We start from the raw sequence: 19,008 nt of genomic DNA on the forward strand, positions 1-19,008 counted from the left end.
TGTTACAGCTCGCCCAGGCCCTCGGCGCGGCCATCGGCGCCCACCTGCAGCAAACGCAGGGTGTTGGTGGCGCCGTGGGTTTCCATGTGTTCGCCACTGGTGAACACCACGCGCTGGCCAGGACCGAGCAGGCCGGCTTCGACCAGCAGGCGCACGCTGCCGCGCGCGGCTTCGCGCGGGGTCTGGCCGCGACTGTCGTAGTTGAACGGAAACACGTCGCGCATCAGCGACATGCGCCGGCGCGCGCCGTCGTGGCGGGCGAAGGCATAGATCGACGCGCCGCCGCGGAAACGCGACAGGTAGCGCGCGGTGCCGCCGGATTCGGTCATCGCGACGATCGCGCCGACGCCCACGTGCTCGGACAGGAACATCGCCGCCATCGCGATCGCATGGTCGGCGCGTTCCAGATTGCGCTGCGCCTTCTCGAAATCGGTGTCGTGGGCGAACTGGCGTTCGGCGCCGACGCAGATGCGCGCCATGGCTTCGACCGCGCGTACCGGATACGCGCCGGCCGCGGTCTCGGCCGACAGCATCACTGCATCGGTGCCGTCGATGACCGAGTTGGCCACGTCCAGCACTTCGGCGCGCGTCGGCATCGGGCTTTCGACCATCGACTGCAGCATCTGCGTGGCGGTGATCACCACTTTGTTGCGTGCCAGCGACTCGCGGATGATCTTCTTTTGCAGACCGGGCAGTTCGGCATCGCCGATCTCCACGCCCAGGTCGCCGCGCGCGACCATCACCACGTCGCTGGCGTCGATGATCTCGGCCAGGTTCTCGATCGCCTCGGTGCGCTCGATCTTCGACACCAGCGCAGCATCGCAGCCGTGCGAGCGTGCGATCGAACGCGCCTCTTCCATGTCGGCGGCATTGCGGCAAAACGAGACCGCGATGAAATCGACGCCGATGTCGGCGGCCACCTTGATCAGCTGGCGGTCGTGATCGGTCAGCGCGCCGAGCGACAGGCCACCGCCTTGCTTGTTGAGGCCCTTGCGATTCGACAGCGGGCCGTCGTTGAGCACGGTGGTGACGATGCGCGCGCCCTCGACGGCGGTGACCTGCAGCTGCATCAGGCCGTCGTCGAGCAGCAGCACATCGCCTGCTTCCACGTCGCCCGGCAGGCCCAGGTAGCTGACGCCGACTTCATCGACGGTGCCCGGCGGGGCCGAGGGATCGGCGACCAGATCGAAGCGCGCGCCAGCACGGAGGTGGACCTTGCCCTCGGCGAATTTTTCGATGCGAATCTTCGGGCCTGGCAGGTCGGCGAGGATGCCGATCTCGACGCCGGCGCGATCGGCGGCGGCGCGAACCGCCTCTGCGCGTACGCGCTGGGAGTCCGGATCGCCGTGGGAGAAATTGAGGCGGACCGCGTTGACGCCGGCGGCGATGAGCGCATCGAGGACGCCGGGCTCATCGGTCGCGGGACCCAGCGTGGCGAGGATACGGGTGCGGCGACGGTGCGCCGGAACAGGAAGCAGATCGGTCGTAGTCATGGCGCCCAGTCTAATGTCCACCGGTGGTCAGCCGCACGTTGCACGGCAACATGAAAATGGCGCTCCATGCCGGCGCGCCGTGTTCGGAGCTTACTGTGAAATCTCGCAGTCGGCGTGGACCACCACGTTGTCGCGCATCTCGCCCGAAGCCTCCTTCGACACGCGGCCGAACGTCGCCTCGACGATCTGCACGCCGGCATCGTCGTCATACATCTCGGCGGCGGGAAATCCGTTCGACCCGGCCCGCAGCCAGATGGCGAACATCCCGAGACCCGCCGGGGGCGTTTCTCGTCATGACGCTGCTGCGTTCCGTGCGCGAGGATCGCCAGCAACCTCACGGCAGTGATTCAGACCTTCCTTGGTTAATCGGCGGCGCGTTACAGCAGGCGTGACGGCGTCGGACCACGCATCTGACGCGACACGCAAGGCGCCGTCGCTCAGCCCAGCGCACCCACGAGCGCGGCCGGCGAGTCGACGACGACATCCGCGCCCGCAGCGCGGAGTTCGTCGGCATCGCCGAAGCCCCACAGCACGCCGATGCCGCGCATGCCGTGCTGGGATGCGCCCTCCATGTCGTAGCGCCGGTCGCCGATCATCGTGGCGTCCGCCGCGGTCAGCGCGAGCCGTGACAGCGCTTCGGCGATCAGTTCGCGCTTGTAACGACGCGTGCCGTCGTCGCTGGCGCCGACCACCGTCTCGAATGCCGCGCCGAACGGCAGAGACTCGAGGATGCGCCGCGCGAAGCCTTCATTCTTGGAGGTCACCACGGCCAGTCGGTGACCGGCGGCCTGCAGCGTGGCGATCGTCTCGGGAATGTCGGCGTACACCGAATGCTCGCGCCACCCGCTTGCGTCGTAACGCTCGCGATACAGCGCGACGGCCCGCTCGGCGCGCGCACGGTCGCCTTCGAACAGCGCATCAAAGCTGTCGCGTAGCGGCGGGCCGATCCACGGCAGCAGCACCTCGCGCGACAGCGGCGGATGCCCCATCGCGTCGAGCGTGTGCGCGATGCCGCCGAGGATGCCCGGTTCCGAATCGATCAGCGTGCCGTCGAGATCGAAGAACAGCGCCTGCGTCATGCGCCGCGGGCGTCGAGCGCCGCGACCGCCGGCAGCGTCTTGCCTTCGAGGAATTCGAGGAACGCGCCGCCGCCGGTGGAGATGTAGGACACGTCGTCGGCGACGCCGTACTTGTCGACCGCGGCCAGCGTGTCGCCGCCGCCGGCGATCGAGAACGCCTTCGACGTTGCGATCGCGCGCGCAAGTGCTTCGGTGCCCTTGCCGAACGCATCGAACTCGAACACGCCGACCGGGCCGTTCCAGACCACGGTACCGGCGTCGGCGATCATCGCGGCGTAGCGCTTCGCGGTGTCCGGGCCGATGTCGAGGATCATGTCGTCGGCGTCCACTGCATCAACGGCCTTGACCGTGGCCGGTGCATCGGCCGCGAACGCGGGCGCGACGACCACGTCGGTCGGCACCGGAATCTCGGCACCGCGCGCCGTGGCGTCGGCCATGATCTGCTTCGCGGTATCGAGCAAGTCGGTCTCGACCAGCGACTTGCCGACGCCGTGGCCCAGCGCGGCGATGAAGGTGTTGGCGATGCCGCCGCCGACGATCAACTGGTCGACCTTGCCGACCAGCGACGACAGCAGTTCGAGTTTGGTCGAGACCTTGCTGCCGGCGACGATCGCCAGCAGCGGCCGCGCGGGCGCGTCAAGTGCCTTGGCCAGCGCGTCGAGTTCAGCCATCAGCAACGGGCCACCGGCAGCAATCGCAGCATGGCGGATCAAGCCGTGCGTCGAGGCCTGGGCGCGATGCGCGGTGCCGAAGGCGTCCATGACGAACACGTCGCAGAGCGCCGCGTACTTCTTCGACAGCGCCTCGTCGTCATCCTTCTCGCCGACATTCATGCGGCAATTCTCGAGCAGCACCAGCTGACCCGGCGCGACCTCGACACCGTCGACCCAGTCGCGCACCAGCGGCACGTCGATGCCGAGCAGCTCGGACAGCCGCGCGGCGACCGGCGCCAACGAATCGGCTTCGCTCCAGCTGCCTTCCTTCGGTCGGCCCAGATGCGAGGTCACCATGACCGCCGCGCCCTTCTCCAGCGCGTATTTCAACGTCGGCAGCGATGCGGTGATGCGCTGGTCGGAGGTGACCTTGCCGCCGTCGACGGGGACGTTGAGGTCCTGCCGGATCAGCACGCGCTTGCCGGACAGCTCGAGATCGGTCATGCGGACAATGGTCATGGGCTCTGGACTCTCTTGAATGATCGGAATGATGTGCGCCATGCGATCCATGGCGTGGCATGGAGAACGCGGTTGCGTCAGCCGCCCATTGTCCGCGGTGTGCCCGCAACCAGGCAAACCGGCGCCAAACCAACCCTGTAGGAGCGCGCTCGCGCGCGATTGGCTTTCCCAGGCAAGCCGGATCGCGCACAAGCGCGCTCCTACATGACGATCTCAAGCGGGCTTCGGCGCCCTGAGCAGACTCAATGCAAAACCGCCGATCAGAAGAACGCCCAGCAACAGCACACCCCACAGCAGCCACGTGCCCCAGTCGCGCGGCGGCGTGTCATCCAGCGCGGCAGCGCCGGCCAGTTCCGTGCGCGCGCCCAGCGTCGCGACTGCCGGCTGCCAGCGCCCGCCATCGCGCGCGCGCAGATCGGCCAGCAGCGGCGCCACCGATGCATCGACGCGCACGGCACGTCCACTGCCCGCGCGCAGCGAGAACGGCGCCGCGCCTTCGGCGACGAACACCAGCCGCTCCGCGCGGTAGCCGAGTCGCAGCACGGGCGCTGCGCCGGCAGACGGCGCATCCGGCACCAGTCGCCACTGGCGCGCGCGCAGCGTCGTATCGAGCGCGCGCGGTGGCGTGCGGGAGGCATCGTCCGCGCCGACCCGGTAGACCAGCCAGTCACTCGTGATCGTGCGCCACGGCGCGCTGTCGTCTTCGCGCACCGACAGCGTCCAGCGCGCGGTCGCATTGCCGTCCAGGCCGATGTCGACGTGCGTCACCGGCAGCCGCGCATCGAGCCGGAACACGAAGCCGCCTTCTCCGTCGGCCGGGCCGACGGGTTCCAGCGCGCGCCACGCCAGTTCGGGCGCATCGGCGACGGCCGTCGATTCGCCGGTGACCGACACGATTGCCGGCATCGTGCCGGCACCGGCCCCGGGGCTGAGCCGCAGGTAGCGCGCGCGCACCGGCGTATCGAACACGATCCGCTGCTCGACCAGGCGTGCTTCGCCGCGGCGCAAATCGAGCAGACGCCCGCCGGCGGCCAACGGATTCCACTCGCGCAGGTCTTCCGAGCCTTCCACCCGCATCGTGCGTTCGAAGGCGACTTCGGCGACGCCCCAGTCCAGCATCAGCGCCTGCAGCGGCACTTCGGATGTGCCGGCATCCACCAGCAAAGCGGCCGGCGGCGCATCCCCGGGCGCGGGCTGCCACTGGATGCGACGCAGGCGGCCGTCGGGATCGAGTTCGCTGATCGCAGCGATGTCGCTGCCTGCGCGCGCGGCGGTCGCCGGCAGCGGGAACCAGGCCAGCGGTTGCGTCGTAAGGCGTGCCGGCGGCGTGGGGGCGGCCTGCAACAACGCCGGCACCTGGCGTCCATCACCATTGACCACCACCAGATCGCGCAGCGCCGGCGACACCGTGGTCGCATAGACCGCGTCGTCGAGCCCGACCTGGTAGGCACCGGCATCCGGTGAGGGCAAGGTCAGCGGCCATTGCGCGACGAAGGCCTCGTCGCCTCCCGCAGCGATCGCCACGCTGCAGATCGCGGCGCCGGCAAGACCGGCCATGCATGTCAGACGTCGGTTCATGCGTCGGCCTCCTGTGCCGTTTCCGGGGTCGCGGCACGCGGCGGCGCGGGCGCGAAGAAGCCGACGACCGTGCACAGCAGGCCATAGGCGATAAACGAGCCGATGCCCCACAGATTGCCGAGATGGCTGCGGTCCACCAGCACCAGCTTGGCCAGCACGATCGCCATCAGCGCCGCGCCCGCCAGCCACAGCACACGTTGGCCGCGGCGCGACCCGATCACCCAGCCGAGCACGCCGAGCACGCTCCAAACGATGGTCAGACTGGTCTGCGCCAGGCTGCTGTCCGCGAGCGCGTCGCTCCACGGCACGCCGCCCCAGTGATGCGCGCCGCGCAGGGTGATGACGGTGACCAGCAGGAACGCGCCGGCCGACAGCAGCGGTATGCGCGCACGTTCACCGATCGTCGCCTCGCCACGCCACAGCCAGTGCGCGATCAGCAGCAGCACCGCGATCTGTGCGAGATCGAGTGGATTGACCAGGGCGATCCACGGCAGCGGCGCGGGATCACCCGCATTGCCCAGCGCCAGCAACCACCAGATGATCAGCAGCGCGCAACACACAGTGCGGAATGCCGCGCGCATCGGGTCGAAGCTCGCGCCCAGCGGATGCGTGAGCCACGGCCAGCGCAACAGCGCCACCGCGGTGATCGCCAGCCACGGCGCGACCGCCGCGACCAGCCACCAGCCATCGCCGCCACCGATCCGCCCGGACAGCTGCACCAGCAGCAGCGATACCGCGAACGGCCACAGCAGCCACCACACGAACTGCGCGGCGCGAGCGAATCCGCTGTCGCCGACACGCAGGCACAACAGGCTGCGCACGCCGAGTGCTGCAAAGACCAGCCACGCCCAGAGGCCGTTACCGGCGAAGGGCTGCTGATGCGCTTCGGTCTGCAGCAGCGCCAGCGGCAGCGCCGCTACCAGCGCAAGGCAGGCGGTGCCGGCCAGTAACGGATCGAACACGCGTCGATTGCGCTCGGCCGCCAGCCAGCCGGTGACCGCTGCCAGCACCAGCAGCGCATCGGGGAAGTCGCGCCCCGGCAACACACGCTGCAGTTCAAACGTCCACGCGCCGAGCCACCAGGCCATCGCCCAGAGATAGGCGATGCGTGCGGGCGCAACGGCGCCTGCGCGCGAATACGCCCACGCGATCGCGAGCCCCGAGGCGACGAAGAGCAACGCGCCGACGAACAGGCCATGCACGAACGGCGTATCACCCACCGTCGTATTGCCTGCAGCGAACACATACGCGACCACCGCCGCGACCTGCAGCGCGATGCCCGACCAGCGCGGCAGACGCCGCTGCTGACGCAGGCCCAGCCACACCAGCGCCGCACCTTCGAGCGCGAACACGCTGGCAGTCGCCTGCGCCGACAGCGCCAGCGGCACGGCCAGCGTCGCGAAGCCTGCGGCCAGCAGCGCGTACGACTGCTGCAGCACCTCAAAGCGACCACCGCGACGCAGCCACCACGACAGGCCCGCATACACCGCCGCGAGCCCGAGCGCGCACAGCGCCAGCGTGGTCGTGGCGTCGCGCATCAGACCCGACTGCAGCGAGAACGCGATCAGCGGCGTGCCGAACACCAGGCAGCCGTCGATCAGATCCCGGCGCCACATTGGCCTGCGCCGCGCATGCAGCAGCGGCACAGCCAGATAGATCGCAAAGAACAGCGCGAGGAACGTCTGCGCGGACGCGTAGTCGGCAGCCTGGTAATCCAGCACACCCCAGAACGCGCCGATGCCGAAGGTGAAGACGAACCCCAGCAGATTGAGCAGCCGCCACGCACGGAACCAGGCGATGGCGACGATCGCCGCATTGAGCACCGCGTAGTAACCGAACAGCGCGACATGATTGCCGCCGCCGGTCGACAGCCAGATCGGCGCGAGAAACCCGGCCAGCACGGCGAACACCGCCAGCGCCATCGCGCCCTGCAGCACCGCCAGCGCACCGGCACCGAACACCAGCGCCACGCTCGCGGCGAACGCGAACTCCATCGGCACCAGCCCGAACATCCGCGACGCGGCGAACACCACCAGCAGCAGGATGCCGATCATGCCGCCCTGCAGGCTCAGCGCAAACGTGCGATGGCTCGTCCGTCGCATCCAGCCGAACACCAGACCGGCCACCGCCGCCACCGACACGGCGGCCAGGCGCACCGATACCGGCACCTGCAACAGGCCCTCGTCGCTGGCGTACTTGAGCAGCGCCGCAACACCGGCGAACAGCACCAGCATGCCGATCTTCACCGGCACGTTGCCGGAGGTGAACCAATGGCGGACCAGACGCAGGCCGCGTTCGAACACGTCGGGGCCCGCCGGCGCAGCCGGGGCCGCGGGCTGTGCGGGACGCGCAGGCGCCGGGTAGTGCCGGACCTCGCGCGGTGGGGCCGGCGGCAATGGCGGTGGCGCGGACACGGACGCAGGCGGGGCCGCTGACGCCGGGGGCGGCGCGGTCGCGGCGGGCGGCACTGGCGCGGACAGTTCTTCGACGCGCGTCGACACTGGGGCCGCGGGTACGTCGCGCGGGGCCGCAGTTTCGACAGGCGCTGGCGGTATCGCCCGACGGGCGATCTCCGCGCGCAGGCGTTCGCTCAGGTTTTCGAGATCGGCCACGCGCCCGCGCAGGCCGGACAGCATGACCAGGCAGACGATCAGCAGGACCGGCACCGCCAGCAGCGCAATTCCGATCAGTACGACGAATCCTTCCATGAAGTCCCCAGTGCGCCAGAGGGCGCGCCCGGCCACCTTACGCGGCGATCTGCCGAAAACAAGAAGCCCCGCGTGTGCGGGGCTCCGGATAACGCAATGATCGACGCGGCAGTTACTTCGCCGCGACCACGCGGACCATCTCCAGACACTTGTTGGAGTAGCCCCACTCGTTGTCGTACCAGCTGACCAGCTTGACGAAGGTCGGGTCCAGCGCGATGCCGGCTTCGGCATCGAACACCGAGGTACAGGTCTCACCGCGGAAATCGGTGGCGACGACCTTGTCCTCGGTGTAGCCCAGGATGCCCTTCAGCGCGCCTTCGCTCTGCGCCTTCATTTCGGCGCAGATCTCCTCGTAGCTGGCCGGCTTGTCGAGTTCGACCACCAGATCGACCACCGACACGTCGGACGTCGGAACGCGGAAGCTCATGCCGGTCAGCTTCTTGTTGAGTTCCGGAATCACCACACCGACGGCCTTGGCCGCGCCGGTGCTGGACGGAATGATGTTCTCCAGAATGCCGCGGCCGCCGCGCCAGTCCTTGTTGCTCGGGCCATCCACGGTCTTCTGGGTGGCGGTCGCCGCGTGCACGGTGGTCATCAGCCCACGCTTAATGCCCCACTTGTCGTGCATGACCTTGGCGATCGGCGCCAGGCAGTTGGTGGTGCACGAGGCATTGGAGATGATCGCCTCGCCGGCGTAGGTCTTGTCGTTGACGCCGAACACGAACATCGGCGTGTCGTCCTTCGACGGTGCCGACAGGATGACCTTCTTCGCGCCCGCATCGATATGCTTCTGCGCGGTGTCCTTGGTCAGGAACAGGCCGGTCGATTCGATGACGACATCGGCGCCCACTTCGTCCCACTTCAGATTGGCCGGGTCGCGTTCCTGGGTCAGGCGGATCTTCTTGCCGTTGACCAGCAGCGTGTTGCCCTCGACCGACACCGTGCCCTTGAAGCGGCCGTGCACCGAGTCGTACGACAGCATGTAGGCCAGGTAGTCGGGCTCCAGCAGATCGTTGATCGCGACGATCTCGATGTCGCCGTCGAAGTTTTCCACTGCCGAGCGCAGCACGTTGCGGCCGATGCGGCCGAAACCGTTGATGCCAACCTTGATCGCCATGAATCCGGACTCCTGCAGCCGCGCGCACGCGGCAAAAGTGGGAAAGACGTGGCCGCGCGGCGCGTGTGCGCCAGCCCGGACAGCGCTGCACAGTCTACCAGCCACACTGCCACGAGACCCCTGCCAGCCCTGCGCGCCGCGCGCAATGATTGCGATCAAGGCGCAGCGCAGGCGCGGCACCAACACTGTCCGCATCCCACGACGACTGGATCTTCCGATGCGTACGCTGCCCCTCGCCCTGATCGCCCTCGCCTGCCTGGCACCCGCCCTGCCCGCCGCCGCCCAGTCGGCCGGCGACTGGACCGTCGCCCTCGGCGCGCATCACGTGAATCCGAAATCCGACAACGGCAGTCTCGCCGGCGGCACCCTGCCGCTGTCGATCGGCGGCAGTACCCGGCCCACGATTGCAGTCGAGTACTTCGTGCGCGACCGCGTCGGTATCGAACTGCTCGCCGCCACCCCGTTCCGCCACGATCTGGACATCGCCGGCCTCGGCCAGATCGGCAGCACCAAGCACCTGCCGCCGACGCTGAGCCTGCAGTACCACTTCATGCCGCAGGCGCGCGTGGTGCCGTTCATCGGCGCCGGCCTCAACTACACGACCTTCTTCGAAGAAGAGACCCGCGGCGCATTGGCGGGCGCGAAGCTCGCACTCGGCGATTCATGGGGCCTGGCGCTGCATGCCGGCATCGACATCAAAGCCGGACCGGGCAAGCTGCGGCTGGATGCACGGTGGATGGATATCGAGAGCGATGTGCGACTGGACGGCGTGAAGCTGGGGGCGGCGCGGATTGATCCGCTGGTATACGGCGCGGCTTATGTGATTTCTTTCTGACGCGACGCTCTATCGACAGGTCCGTTCGATCACTGCGCATTCGGAGCCCCCGCCGACTTTCCGGCAGCCCTTCAAGGCAGCCCGATCGGCATTCCGCTGACGACTTCGCGCAGCGCCTCCCCAGCGGCCACCGCCGCTCGCCAGCGCAAAGCAGGTATTCCGAAACGTCAACCTTGCTTCACAGCCTTGGCCTTCGCGTGCTTCGCAGATCTGCACTGCCTGACGTTCCGCACTCGCCTCGTCGTACTGCTCAAGTGCAATGCCGTAAATTTCGTACGGGCGACTGATAGCAAGGGCGCCCCAGCCCCCGCCTTGAGAGGATCGATTGCCCGAAACCGTATCGCCCATACCCAACGCCGGGAGCACAACCGTGTCTCTGTAGTGCTGCGAATTCGGATCTTGCGCGCGCGCATTCTGGGCCACAACGGCGCAAAGATTAAATACAAGAACAAAGAACAACAGATCCCTGCTCATACAAATCCTTTTAGAGAAGATAAACAAACGATCAGCCGGAACCCGTGGCTTGCTTATTAGACTCCTCAGCGACCCGCTGCTCGTAGTCGGTTCGTTGACCGGATATATTCCGACCAAGCGCAACAAAACTTGAATCTGCAGCGAATTGGCCAAGCGTCCCGCTGAAGAACATAGCTACCATCGGGGGCGCCATCACCATCAACACAGAAATCAACAGGACGATGCCACATGGAGACAGATGCCTTTGACCGGCGGGCACTCAAAGCACCGTAAGACCATGCGCTCTACCTCGGGTGGGAGCACCCTTCATAGAGGATCCGGCAATCCGATTGACATGGTTTGCTGGATGCATCCCGGGCGCGCTTCAATGTCCGATCTCTCGATGCGTAGGTACCAGTGGGGGAAGTCGTCACCGCCGCGCACTGATCCCTGAAAACCAAGTTGATTTCACACCCAATTCCTCCGCGGCGGGAGCACATCTCAAGTGAGGCTTGGACAGCACTCGCCTCGCTTTCATGATTAATCGCCCACCCCGTCATTGCGACATCGCCCTCATCAAGCGTTGCTATGGAGAAAGCTCCCCAAGACTGCTGGATATTCGGCGTGCGCGTATCGCCGGCGCCGTGCGCGGGAAGAAATTTGGTGTTGTATTCGACGGTTCCAGGCTGCTGAGCCCAGCAAATGCTGCTGGCAATGACGAGAACTGGGACGGATAAAGAACGAAATAAATTCACTTCACACCCTTTTCCATGCGTGGAATTATTTACTGAATCGCCCTTGCAATCTCCGTCGGGGAGGTTGAGTGGGCGCCGTCGGCGGAACGACAGACGGAGACACGAGCGGCAACCACACGATTTTCGTCGAGAAAAAATCCACGGCGCCCTGAAGGGCGCAAAGATGAAAACCGGCGACTTCTCGTCCTTGGCACTGCCTGATGCACAGCCCGGCCTCGGAAAGCCGCGGCCGGATGCGCGGTGGATGTATATCGATAGCGACTTGCGACTGGACGGCGTGAAGTCGGGGGCCGAGCGGATTGATCCACTGGTGTATAGCGCTGCCTATGTCCATGACTCCTGAGCAAGCGTCGAGTTCTCATTCCGCAGGCGCTGGGTAGCTGCACCCTTCCCAGAAGACCTTGCAACCAGGCCCCAGCTCCTCGCAGGCTTGCCTCGCAAGTTGGCGTGCACGCCTTAAGGTATCAGCCGTACCAAATCCAGAATGGTCAGAACTCCCGACAACAGAACCACACTGATTTTGAAAAGAGATGACCACCTCGCAATCGTCTGCGCCACCACTTCGATCTCGGCACTGCGCCAGGGCGTGTTGCTCAGCAATAACTTTAGTTTCCCCATCTATGGACCAGCCCGACCAGCCCGAACCCTCACTCATTGCGAAAGCACCAAAACGATCATATGCCTGTCCTCGTGACACCTGCGAAGCGCCAAGCGACGGCAGGTATCGCGTGTGATAGTGCGCAGAATTTGGATTACTTTCAGGAAGCTGTTGCTGCTGGGCGAACGTTCGTCCCTGCGCTGACCCAATCGCCAGCATCACAAGGAGCAAACCGATCCGCCGATATTTTTTGCGTATTCTCGTCGACACAATGGCCATGGATTCAACCCTTACTGCGGCCCCGAAGTTTTCTGCACATTACTTTTGGTTTTTCCTCAGCCTCTCCTCGCGTCGGCACCGTTGTATCAGCAGCCTGCTCCGAACTATTGCGGCACAAAGCACCTATCGCCTAAGCTGATTCTGGCGTACCACTTCATGCCTCAGGCGCACGTGGCGCCATTCATCGGCGTCGACTTCAGCTACGTCTTCGAAGAAGAGACTCGCCGACGCCCTGGTGGGCACGAAGCTCACACGGCGATTCATGGGGCCTGGCGCTGCATGCCGGCATCGACATCAAAGCCGGACCGGGCAAGCTGCGGCTGGATGCACGGTGGATGGATATCGAGAGCGACGTGCGACTGGACGGCGTGAAGCTGGGGACCGCGCGGATTGATCCGCTGGTGTACGGCGCTGTCTACGTATTTAACTTTTAAGCGGGACATCAAGCCATCGCGACGAGAAGTCTAATCATCATCTAACGGATGAGAAACCTACTCGGCCGGCTCTGGATAGCTACACCCCTCACGAAAAACTTCACACCCCGGACCTATCGATTCACACTGACGCATCGCCAACGCACGAGCTCTTTCGATCGTTCCTGCTCGTCCAAAGCCAGAATGATTGCGGGTCGATGCCACAGTTGCACATTGATTCTGGAATGACAGAACAATTTCGCAGTCCTTAACCCCGCCGCCGCGGGCACTGCACTGATCAATAGCAGCCTTTTCAGCCCCGGCCTTTGATCTGTCACCCAAAACCCAACCCGACCAAGAAGAGCTTGGACTCATCGCGAACGCTCCAAATCGATCTTCGAGAATTTGCTGCGGCGTATTCGCTACCCCAAGCGCAGGGAGATAGCGTGAGTGGTAATAAGCGGATGCAGGATTACTCTCCGGGACCTGCGCTTGCGCCAACTCCATCGAACTCGCGCTTATGGGAGCAAAAATCGCGGCGCTGGAAGCCAAGAGCACCAGCGCGAACGAGCGACCAGAAAGACGATTTCTATCTTTCACTGTGCGCTTCTCTTGACCAAACATTCCGCTGTCAACGTGGGCCATCGTGAATATGGTGCTCATCTTCGTCGTCCTTCCGCCTAGCTCCAACTTTCTGAGTAGGCATCGTGGTGTCGGCAGTCTGACCGCTGCTATTACGGCCGAGCGTACCAAAGCTAGAGCTCGCAGCGAACTGGCCAAGCGTCCCGCTGAAGAACATGGCCGCCATCGGCGGTGCCATCACCATCAGCACCGACATCAACAGGCCGATGCCGCCCTGTTGCATCGCGGCGGCGTTTAAGCCGCCCGATGGCATGACTCCGGGTAAGTCGAGTGTCTCCTGGGTCAGCAGGGTGTATTGCAGCAGCAATGCCGCCGCGGTGATGGCGACCAGCTTGGTCGATACCGACACCATGAAAGACAGGACCGCCAGGCTGAACATCGTGCCTATTCCATACAGCAGCCAGCGTTTGAACAGCTCCTTCGTCTGGTCGAACATCAGGCACAGGATGAATAACGGACCGAAGCCGACGAAGAGCACCAACGCGATCTTGTAGAGCAGCAGCATCGCACCGCCCACCACCGACGGTCCCGCGATGCCGATTCCCATCAAGGTGATCGTCCGGTCCTGGCTGGCCTTGGTCTCCGCGTCGTCGTTGCCCGAGCCGATCCGGTCGACCAGCACAAAGATCAACCCCATGATCTTGAGATTCTTGTCGATCGACTTCTCGGGCTTTTCATCCGTCCCCGTGACGATGGTGTTGATCGACCTGGGCAACCCATCGGCGAGGAAGCTGGTCAGGTTGGTGCCGGCAAACGACATCGCAGTGGCCGCCGACACGATCAGGAACACCCGCAGCGACCCGACGACCAAGCCCATCATCGATTCCCGGCTGCGTCCGGTCACGATCATGAAGCCCTGCATCAACACCCAGAGCGTGCACAGCGTGAGCGCGAGGCCGCTGACGAACTGGGTTCCACGCGCGATGAGGCCGGTCTGGAAGGACGCGATCTGCGTGTTCAAGAACTCGAAGATCAGCGCGAAGAACGCCCATTGTGCGAAGTCGGCCAGAATGTCCATCTCGAACTCCGAATTGATTACAGCGAAGCCGGCAGGTCCACGCCGCCCCGACCCTTGAACAGGTTCCGCGACAGCGCGATCTGCGTGGTGCGGATATGTGCCACGCGGGCCTCGTAGGCGCGCATATAGGTTTGATAGCGGTCGCGGTCGTTGTCCATCAACGCGGTCAGGGCCAACAGTTCGTTCGAGTTGGCCTGCAGATCCGCGTAGTCTTCGGGCCCCAGGGCGCGACGCCGTTTTTCGATCGCCTCGAGGCGCGCGTGATGCTCGGCGGCGCGTTCGAACATGCGCATCGCGAATGCATATTGCGCAAGTTCGGTCTGCACCATCTCGCGGCACAATGTGCGCTGTCGCTGCCCGAGGCCACTCGACACGCCCGACGGGCACAGCCTGCCGATGGTCAGGGCTGCGGCTGAGGGTACGTCCCGGTCGAGCTTGGCGGTGCCACCTGGTTCGGCGACCAGTCCGGCCGCCTCGGCCGACGGCTTGTGGTCGAGCCGCAATCGCGTGTTCACCTTCTGCAGTTCGCCGACGACGGTAGTGCTGCTGCTGCCGCCGATTCGATCCCGTATTTCATGGACCTGCCGGTAGGTCTCACGATCGTGGACCTGCCACGCAGCGGCCGCCGCACCAGTGGCCAGCGCGGCGGCGATTGCAATGGCGATCACGAACCGGCGGCTCAAGCGGGGCCAGCCGAGTTCGATTCCGAACGTACGCCGCACGCCGCTCGCGAGGCGGTCCATGGGCGCCTGGTGCAGGCTCGGGGATCTCATACAGCACCTCCTGTGTCCTTGCGGGTTTCCATCTCTAGCGTGCCGCCACGGTAGCGGCCTCGTGACGCACCCCTGTCCCGGCACTCGCCTGCGCGGGCAATGCGCGACCCGACCCTTTGCGCTGCTCATAGAACAGCGGCAGCCACTGGGCCGGGTCGAGATCCGCAGGCGCGGCATCAAGCGACGCGGCCCGTTCGGCGACGATGCGATGCATGATCTCGATGTTGTCGGTGCTCGCCGAAATGACGGCCAGGGCGTCGTCCATGCCGCGCAGGTTCAACTGGCAGACGGCCGATGCATGCCCCTGTTTGACCAGGAAGCTGCGCGAGCGCTCGTCGAGCGAGCGGACGACCTCGAACTCGGCGTCGGTCAGCTTCAGGCCCTCGACGTAGTCCTTCCGCGATGCATTCGGGTTGGGAAGCAGGATCAGCGTCGCCGTCTGTTCGATCAGGGCCGCGGAGATGTCGCTTGCCAATGCGTCTTCCGGACTTTGCGTGGCGAAGATGCCGAGCCCGTTCTGCTTGCGGATCGTCTTCTGCTTGTTCTTGGCGAACTCCTTGAGCGCGCCACCGCCGTCGAGAATCTTCCAGAACTCGTCCATCACGTAGATCAGGCGACGGCCGTCGATGAGCGCTTCGAGCCGATGCAGCAGGTAGTTGACGACCGGCACCCGCACTTCTGGATTGTCGATGACCTCGGTGTAGTCGAAGCCGATGATGCTGGCGCGCTCCAGGTCGATGACGTCGAGCGGGTTGTCGAACACCCAGCCCAGTGCGTTGCCGGCCGTCCACTTGCGCAGCCGTGCGTACAGGCCGTCATCGCCCATGTTGGGCAGGCTCTTCTGGAAGTTCCCCATCGACCGCAGTGGCGGTGGCATGTCGAGGATGCTGTCCACCGCGCGATGGATGTCCTCGTCCTCGCGCGCGGTGTAATGGGATTTTCCGGCGAGCACCTTGATCAGCCCGGCGAGGAATTGCACGTTGGCTTCGGTGCGCGCGCACTGGAAGGGATTGAAGCCGGTGGGCGCGCCGTTCTCCAGCGACAGGTACGCGCCGCCGCAGGCCCGCACGAAGATCTCGGCGCCGCGGTCCTTGTCGAAAAAGAAGATCGTCGGCGCGGGTTCGAACTTCTGCACCTGGCTGAGCAGGAAATTGATCAGGGCCGTCTTGCCGGTGCCCGACTTGCCGATCACCATCGTATTGGCGATCGCTTTTTCCCCTGCCGAATTCTCGGCCGCATGCGTGGCATGGAAATTGAAATAGTAGGGCTGGCCGTTGGTGGTCTGCAGCGCGGTGACCGCGTCGCCCCACGGGTTCCCGGCGCGCTTGCCGGTGGCGAAGTTATGTAGCGGCGAGAGGCCGAGGAAGTTCAGTGAACTGACGTTGGCGAGCCGGGTGCGGAACTTCCAGTTCGCCGGCAGCTGTGAGTAGAAGGAGGCACAGACCGCGAGGTCCTCCTTCACCGACACGAAGCCCGCGTTGGACAGCTCTGCGCGCGTGGTGGCGATCTGCTGCGCCAGCGCCGGCTGGTCTGGGGCGTACAGCGCCATGATGAAGTGGTATTCGCCGAGCACGAAATTGCCCGACGCGATCTCGTCCATCGCATGGTCGAGTTCCGCGATCTGGCTGACCGCCTTGTCGCCCGAGGAGATCATCATCCCCTTGGTACGGTCGAGCACCTTCAAGGCGTCCTGACGCCCCATCGGACTGAAGGAATGCGTGATGACGTACTCGAAGTCCAGGTATTTGAGGGCGTTGAGAATCCCCGGCCAGGTCGAGTCCGTGTACTCCTTGATGTTGAGGATCGCCCCGTAGTGGTTGCCGCCGCCCGGGGCGGTGACCACGAAATCCCCGGTGCGCGCGGAGAAGGTATGTCCACTGACCGCCAGGTAATCACAGACCGGCGCTTGCAGCACCGGCACGGGCGCATCGATGCGGTTGAGCAGGTATGCGAACAGCTCCAGGGTTTCGGAAAATACAACCCCGTTGCTTCGTGCATACATGCCCAGCCGCACGGGGGCGTAGTCCCTGAGCACCGCCTCGGCATTGCCCGCCAGTTCGAGCAGCTTGGCGACCGCCTGGTCCTGCTCGGCCTGCAGTCGCGCCAGGTCGGACGACTTTTCCACGAGCTTCTTTCCGCTGACGACCGGCCTGAAGATCATCGTCAGGTAGAGCTCGTTCTGCATGATCTTCTGCGCGGAGAGCGCTTCGAAGTACTGGTCGGACAACGCCTGGTTGAACGGCTGCGTGAAATCGGCACGCATGTCGATGCGGCCGCGCCTGCGGACATCGTGGACCCAGAAGGCGACGTTGACGAAATCGGGCGCGCGCAGCGTCTGCAGCATGCGGTTGAAGGTCGCGTGGCGGTGCTCCAGTTCCCAGGTCTCGCGCCCGACGAACGGCAGACCGCCCAGGCGCCACGTCAGCAGGTAGTCGCCGCCGGTGGTCTTGACCACGTGCGGGGAGACATGGGCCGACAGCGGCACGAACTCGGCAATGGACGTGGCAGGCGCGCGCATGGTCAGGGGATCCTTCGGCCTTCATGGATCTCGGAGCGGTACGTATTGGGCGTGAAGATCCAGACCCCCGCGTGGCGTCTGACCTGGCGGGCGCGAAGTCGGAACATCCACCGAAGACCGAGCAGCCGGAAAATCATTTCGTCGCGCCGGGCCATCTGCCGCATGACCATGATCACGAACGGCAGCAGGGCCAGAAAGAACATGTCGATATAGAACGTCAGCAGCAGGCACGCCCCCGCCCCCACCGCGAACGGCAGGTACGGCACACCCATGAACATCGGCGGGCGCGTGCAGCCGCGGAACAGGATGTCCTTACGCATAGCCCGGCAGCAGCTGGACCACGGCGATGGCGGTCGAGGTGACATCGTCGGGCAGGAGCATCTTGGCGATCTGCGCCGCGGCGCCGATCAGGAACCCGCCGATGAGCACGGGCGCGACGTCGCCGATCCGCTTGTGGTTGAACGCAATCTGGTAGCCGGCAAAGATGATGGCGATGGTGACGACCGCAATCGATGCGACATTCAACAGCGCGTTGATGTTGCCGAAGAAGCTCTGCACGCGGGTCGTCGCGCCTGCGACGTCCTGGGCCCAGGCGGCGACCGGGAGCAGGATGAGCAAGCCCGACGCGAGTATCGACAGCGTTGCACCAGGGGTGCGACGGGAGCGGTCCGAAGGGATGAAGTTCTGCATGGTGCTGTCCTTGCGTTGGCGGAGAAGGAGTCGGGAACCGGGGTGCGCTCAGAAGACGAAGGCCGTATCCCCGGCCTGGCCCGCGGACGCGGACTGCGCAGACGGGCTCGCAGGGGGCGCGGTCTGTCGCAGCGGCGCGGATGTGAGCTGCACCGTGACGGGCGCGTCGGCGTCGGCCTGCCGCTGCGCCGGGCCGGACGCCGAATGCAGCGAAGCCGCAGGCGGAATTGCGGACATCCGCCGGATCTCCGCTTCGACCGCAGGCGCTTCGGCTGCAGCCCTCGATGCGTCGAGGCCCAGTTCAGTGGCCGCAGGCCGGTTACCGCGCGCGGCCTCCTGCACGCGGCTTGCGACCCTGGACGATTCCGCGGCGAGGTCTTGCCCGCGCGGCGCTGCCGCGGTTGCGTTGCGAATGACCGGGATCGACTGGGCAGGCGCGACGGCGCGCCAGGAAGCGAGCACCTTCTGGACGTAGCCGTGCTGATAGCCGGTGACGAAGTTGCCCGAGTAGTAACAGCTGAATGCCTTGCCCCAGTCGCCACCGGCGCGTGTATGGCATTCGGCGAGAATCTGCGCGCCGGCTCGCAGATTGGGACAGATATCGAAGGCCTTCTCGTGGGTGTCGAGCCCGTAGTGCTGCAGGTTGTGGCGGTTCACCTGGGCCAGGCCCAGCGAGAAGTTGTAGCCCTCGCGCTCGAGCATGCGGCTGGTCGAAAGCGCCTCTTCCAGGCTTCGCGGCTGGCGCGCCAGCCGCCCGCCGACAACGCCGATCGCGTAGGGGTTGTACGAAGACTCCACGCGCACCACGTGATGCATCACCTCGGCCGGCACCGCCAACCCGGAGCAGCCCATCAGTTCCAGTCCCGGCAACATCAGCAAACCCTCCC

The 19,008-nt window shown here is 65.4% G+C and carries 16 protein-coding genes; 2 read left to right on the forward strand and 14 right to left on the reverse strand.

The window, feature by feature from the left end:
* Positions 1–2 precede the first annotated feature (2 nt).
* The 7 genes from pyk to gap all read right to left on the reverse strand — a co-directional run bounded on the left by pyk (position 3) and on the right by gap (position 9,147).
* A complete protein-coding gene (gene pyk / locus J2X52_RS08580) occupies positions 3–1,493 on the reverse strand; it encodes a pyruvate kinase (RefSeq protein ID WP_310151593.1) in 1,491 nt (496 codons plus the stop codon).
* A gap of 90 nt (positions 1,494–1,583) precedes the next feature.
* Positions 1,584–1,757 (reverse strand): hypothetical protein, encoded by a 174-nt coding sequence (locus J2X52_RS08585; protein ID WP_310151596.1) that lies wholly within the window; start codon positions 1,755–1,757, stop codon positions 1,584–1,586.
* 173 nt (positions 1,758–1,930) lie between these two features.
* A complete protein-coding gene (locus tag J2X52_RS08590) occupies positions 1,931–2,572 on the reverse strand; it encodes an HAD hydrolase-like protein (RefSeq protein WP_310151599.1) in 642 nt (213 codons plus the stop codon).
* The gene (locus tag J2X52_RS08595) at positions 2,569–3,744 is read right to left on the reverse strand and encodes a phosphoglycerate kinase (RefSeq protein ID WP_310151603.1); all 1,176 of its coding nucleotides are present in this window, start codon (positions 3,742–3,744) and stop codon (positions 2,569–2,571) included. The genes J2X52_RS08590 and J2X52_RS08595 overlap by 4 nt, the downstream gene beginning before the upstream one ends.
* 213 nt (positions 3,745–3,957) lie before the next feature.
* Positions 3,958–5,322 (reverse strand): DUF3999 family protein, encoded by a 1,365-nt coding sequence (locus tag J2X52_RS08600; RefSeq protein WP_310151606.1) that lies wholly within the window; start codon positions 5,320–5,322, stop codon positions 3,958–3,960.
* Positions 5,319–8,030 carry a DUF2339 domain-containing protein gene (locus J2X52_RS08605; RefSeq protein ID WP_310151609.1) on the reverse strand — a complete coding sequence of 904 codons (2,712 nt, stop codon included), beginning with the start codon at positions 8,028–8,030 and terminating at the stop codon, positions 5,319–5,321. Before J2X52_RS08605 ends, J2X52_RS08600 begins: the two co-directional genes overlap by 4 nt.
* A 112-nt stretch (positions 8,031–8,142) precedes the next feature.
* Positions 8,143–9,147 (reverse strand): type I glyceraldehyde-3-phosphate dehydrogenase, encoded by a 1,005-nt coding sequence (gap, locus tag J2X52_RS08610; protein WP_310151612.1) that lies wholly within the window; start codon positions 9,145–9,147, stop codon positions 8,143–8,145.
* Between the two features lie 217 nt (positions 9,148–9,364).
* Here gap and J2X52_RS08615 point away from each other — a divergent pair, with 217 nt between their 5' ends.
* Together J2X52_RS08615 and J2X52_RS08620 are read left to right on the forward strand one after the other, a co-directional pair.
* Positions 9,365–9,982, forward strand: coding sequence for an OmpW family outer membrane protein (locus J2X52_RS08615; protein ID WP_310151616.1), 618 nt, complete (start codon positions 9,365–9,367; stop codon positions 9,980–9,982).
* Positions 9,983–11,353: 1,371 nt separating this feature from the next.
* Positions 11,354–11,533 (forward strand): hypothetical protein, encoded by a 180-nt coding sequence (locus tag J2X52_RS08620; RefSeq protein WP_310151619.1) that lies wholly within the window; start codon positions 11,354–11,356, stop codon positions 11,531–11,533.
* A gap of 1,025 nt (positions 11,534–12,558) precedes the next feature.
* On the opposite strand, the gene J2X52_RS08625 is transcribed toward J2X52_RS08620, so the two are convergent.
* From J2X52_RS08625 to J2X52_RS08655, 7 genes are read right to left on the reverse strand one after another with little or no spacing between them, the layout of a single operon-like run.
* Positions 12,559–13,143 (reverse strand): DUF4189 domain-containing protein, encoded by a 585-nt coding sequence (locus J2X52_RS08625; protein ID WP_310151621.1) that lies wholly within the window; start codon positions 13,141–13,143, stop codon positions 12,559–12,561.
* Positions 13,112–14,140, reverse strand: coding sequence for a type IV secretion system protein (locus J2X52_RS08630; protein WP_310151623.1), 1,029 nt, complete (start codon positions 14,138–14,140; stop codon positions 13,112–13,114). Before J2X52_RS08630 ends, J2X52_RS08625 begins: the two co-directional genes overlap by 32 nt.
* Positions 14,141–14,157: 17 nt before the next feature.
* Positions 14,158–14,913, reverse strand: coding sequence for a hypothetical protein (locus J2X52_RS08635; RefSeq protein WP_310151625.1), 756 nt, complete (start codon positions 14,911–14,913; stop codon positions 14,158–14,160).
* Between the two features lie 34 nt (positions 14,914–14,947).
* A complete protein-coding gene (locus J2X52_RS08640; RefSeq protein WP_310151628.1) occupies positions 14,948–17,431 on the reverse strand; it encodes a VirB4 family type IV secretion/conjugal transfer ATPase in 2,484 nt (827 codons plus the stop codon).
* A 2-nt stretch (positions 17,432–17,433) separates the two neighbouring features.
* Positions 17,434–17,751, reverse strand: a complete 318-nt coding sequence (locus J2X52_RS08645; protein ID WP_310151631.1) for a VirB3 family type IV secretion system protein — start codon at positions 17,749–17,751, stop codon at positions 17,434–17,436.
* Positions 17,744–18,121, reverse strand: a complete 378-nt coding sequence (locus J2X52_RS08650) for a TrbC/VirB2 family protein (protein ID WP_310151634.1) — start codon at positions 18,119–18,121, stop codon at positions 17,744–17,746. Before J2X52_RS08650 ends, J2X52_RS08645 begins: the two co-directional genes overlap by 8 nt.
* 48 nt (positions 18,122–18,169) lie before the next feature.
* Positions 18,170–18,994 (reverse strand): lytic transglycosylase domain-containing protein, encoded by an 825-nt coding sequence (locus J2X52_RS08655; protein ID WP_310151637.1) that lies wholly within the window; start codon positions 18,992–18,994, stop codon positions 18,170–18,172.
* Positions 18,995–19,008: the final 14 nt, after the last annotated feature.

The sequence above is a fragment of the Luteimonas sp. 3794 genome (assembly GCF_031456825.1).
Classification (GTDB): Bacteria; Pseudomonadota; Gammaproteobacteria; order Xanthomonadales; family Xanthomonadaceae; genus Luteimonas.

What these genes read in the sequence shown, in the direction of transcription:
- J2X52_RS08640 (WP_310151628.1), bottom strand. Translation starts at nt 17,431, where the DNA reads ATGCGCGCGCCTGCCACGTCCATTGCCGAGTTCGTGCCGCTGTCGGCC.
- J2X52_RS08620 (WP_310151619.1), top strand. Translation starts at nt 11,354, where the DNA reads ATGAAAACCGGCGACTTCTCGTCCTTGGCACTGCCTGATGCACAGCCC.
- J2X52_RS08590 (WP_310151599.1), bottom strand. Translation starts at nt 2,572, where the DNA reads ATGACGCAGGCGCTGTTCTTCGATCTCGACGGCACGCTGATCGATTCG.
- J2X52_RS08625 (WP_310151621.1), bottom strand. Translation starts at nt 13,143, where the DNA reads ATGAGCACCATATTCACGATGGCCCACGTTGACAGCGGAATGTTTGGT.
- J2X52_RS08635 (WP_310151625.1), bottom strand. Translation starts at nt 14,913, where the DNA reads ATGAGATCCCCGAGCCTGCACCAGGCGCCCATGGACCGCCTCGCGAGC.
- J2X52_RS08595 (WP_310151603.1), bottom strand. Translation starts at nt 3,744, where the DNA reads ATGACCATTGTCCGCATGACCGATCTCGAGCTGTCCGGCAAGCGCGTG.
- J2X52_RS08605 (WP_310151609.1), bottom strand. Translation starts at nt 8,030, where the DNA reads ATGGAAGGATTCGTCGTACTGATCGGAATTGCGCTGCTGGCGGTGCCG.
- J2X52_RS08655 (WP_310151637.1), bottom strand. Translation starts at nt 18,994, where the DNA reads ATGTTGCCGGGACTGGAACTGATGGGCTGCTCCGGGTTGGCGGTGCCG.
- J2X52_RS08600 (WP_310151606.1), bottom strand. Translation starts at nt 5,322, where the DNA reads ATGAACCGACGTCTGACATGCATGGCCGGTCTTGCCGGCGCCGCGATC.
- pyk (WP_310151593.1), bottom strand. Translation starts at nt 1,493, where the DNA reads ATGACTACGACCGATCTGCTTCCTGTTCCGGCGCACCGTCGCCGCACC.
- J2X52_RS08585 (WP_310151596.1), bottom strand. Translation starts at nt 1,757, where the DNA reads ATGTTCGCCATCTGGCTGCGGGCCGGGTCGAACGGATTTCCCGCCGCC.
- J2X52_RS08630 (WP_310151623.1), bottom strand. Translation starts at nt 14,140, where the DNA reads ATGGACATTCTGGCCGACTTCGCACAATGGGCGTTCTTCGCGCTGATC.
- J2X52_RS08645 (WP_310151631.1), bottom strand. Translation starts at nt 17,751, where the DNA reads ATGCGTAAGGACATCCTGTTCCGCGGCTGCACGCGCCCGCCGATGTTC.
- gap (WP_310151612.1), bottom strand. Translation starts at nt 9,147, where the DNA reads ATGGCGATCAAGGTTGGCATCAACGGTTTCGGCCGCATCGGCCGCAAC.
- J2X52_RS08615 (WP_310151616.1), top strand. Translation starts at nt 9,365, where the DNA reads ATGCGTACGCTGCCCCTCGCCCTGATCGCCCTCGCCTGCCTGGCACCC.
- J2X52_RS08650 (WP_310151634.1), bottom strand. Translation starts at nt 18,121, where the DNA reads ATGCAGAACTTCATCCCTTCGGACCGCTCCCGTCGCACCCCTGGTGCA.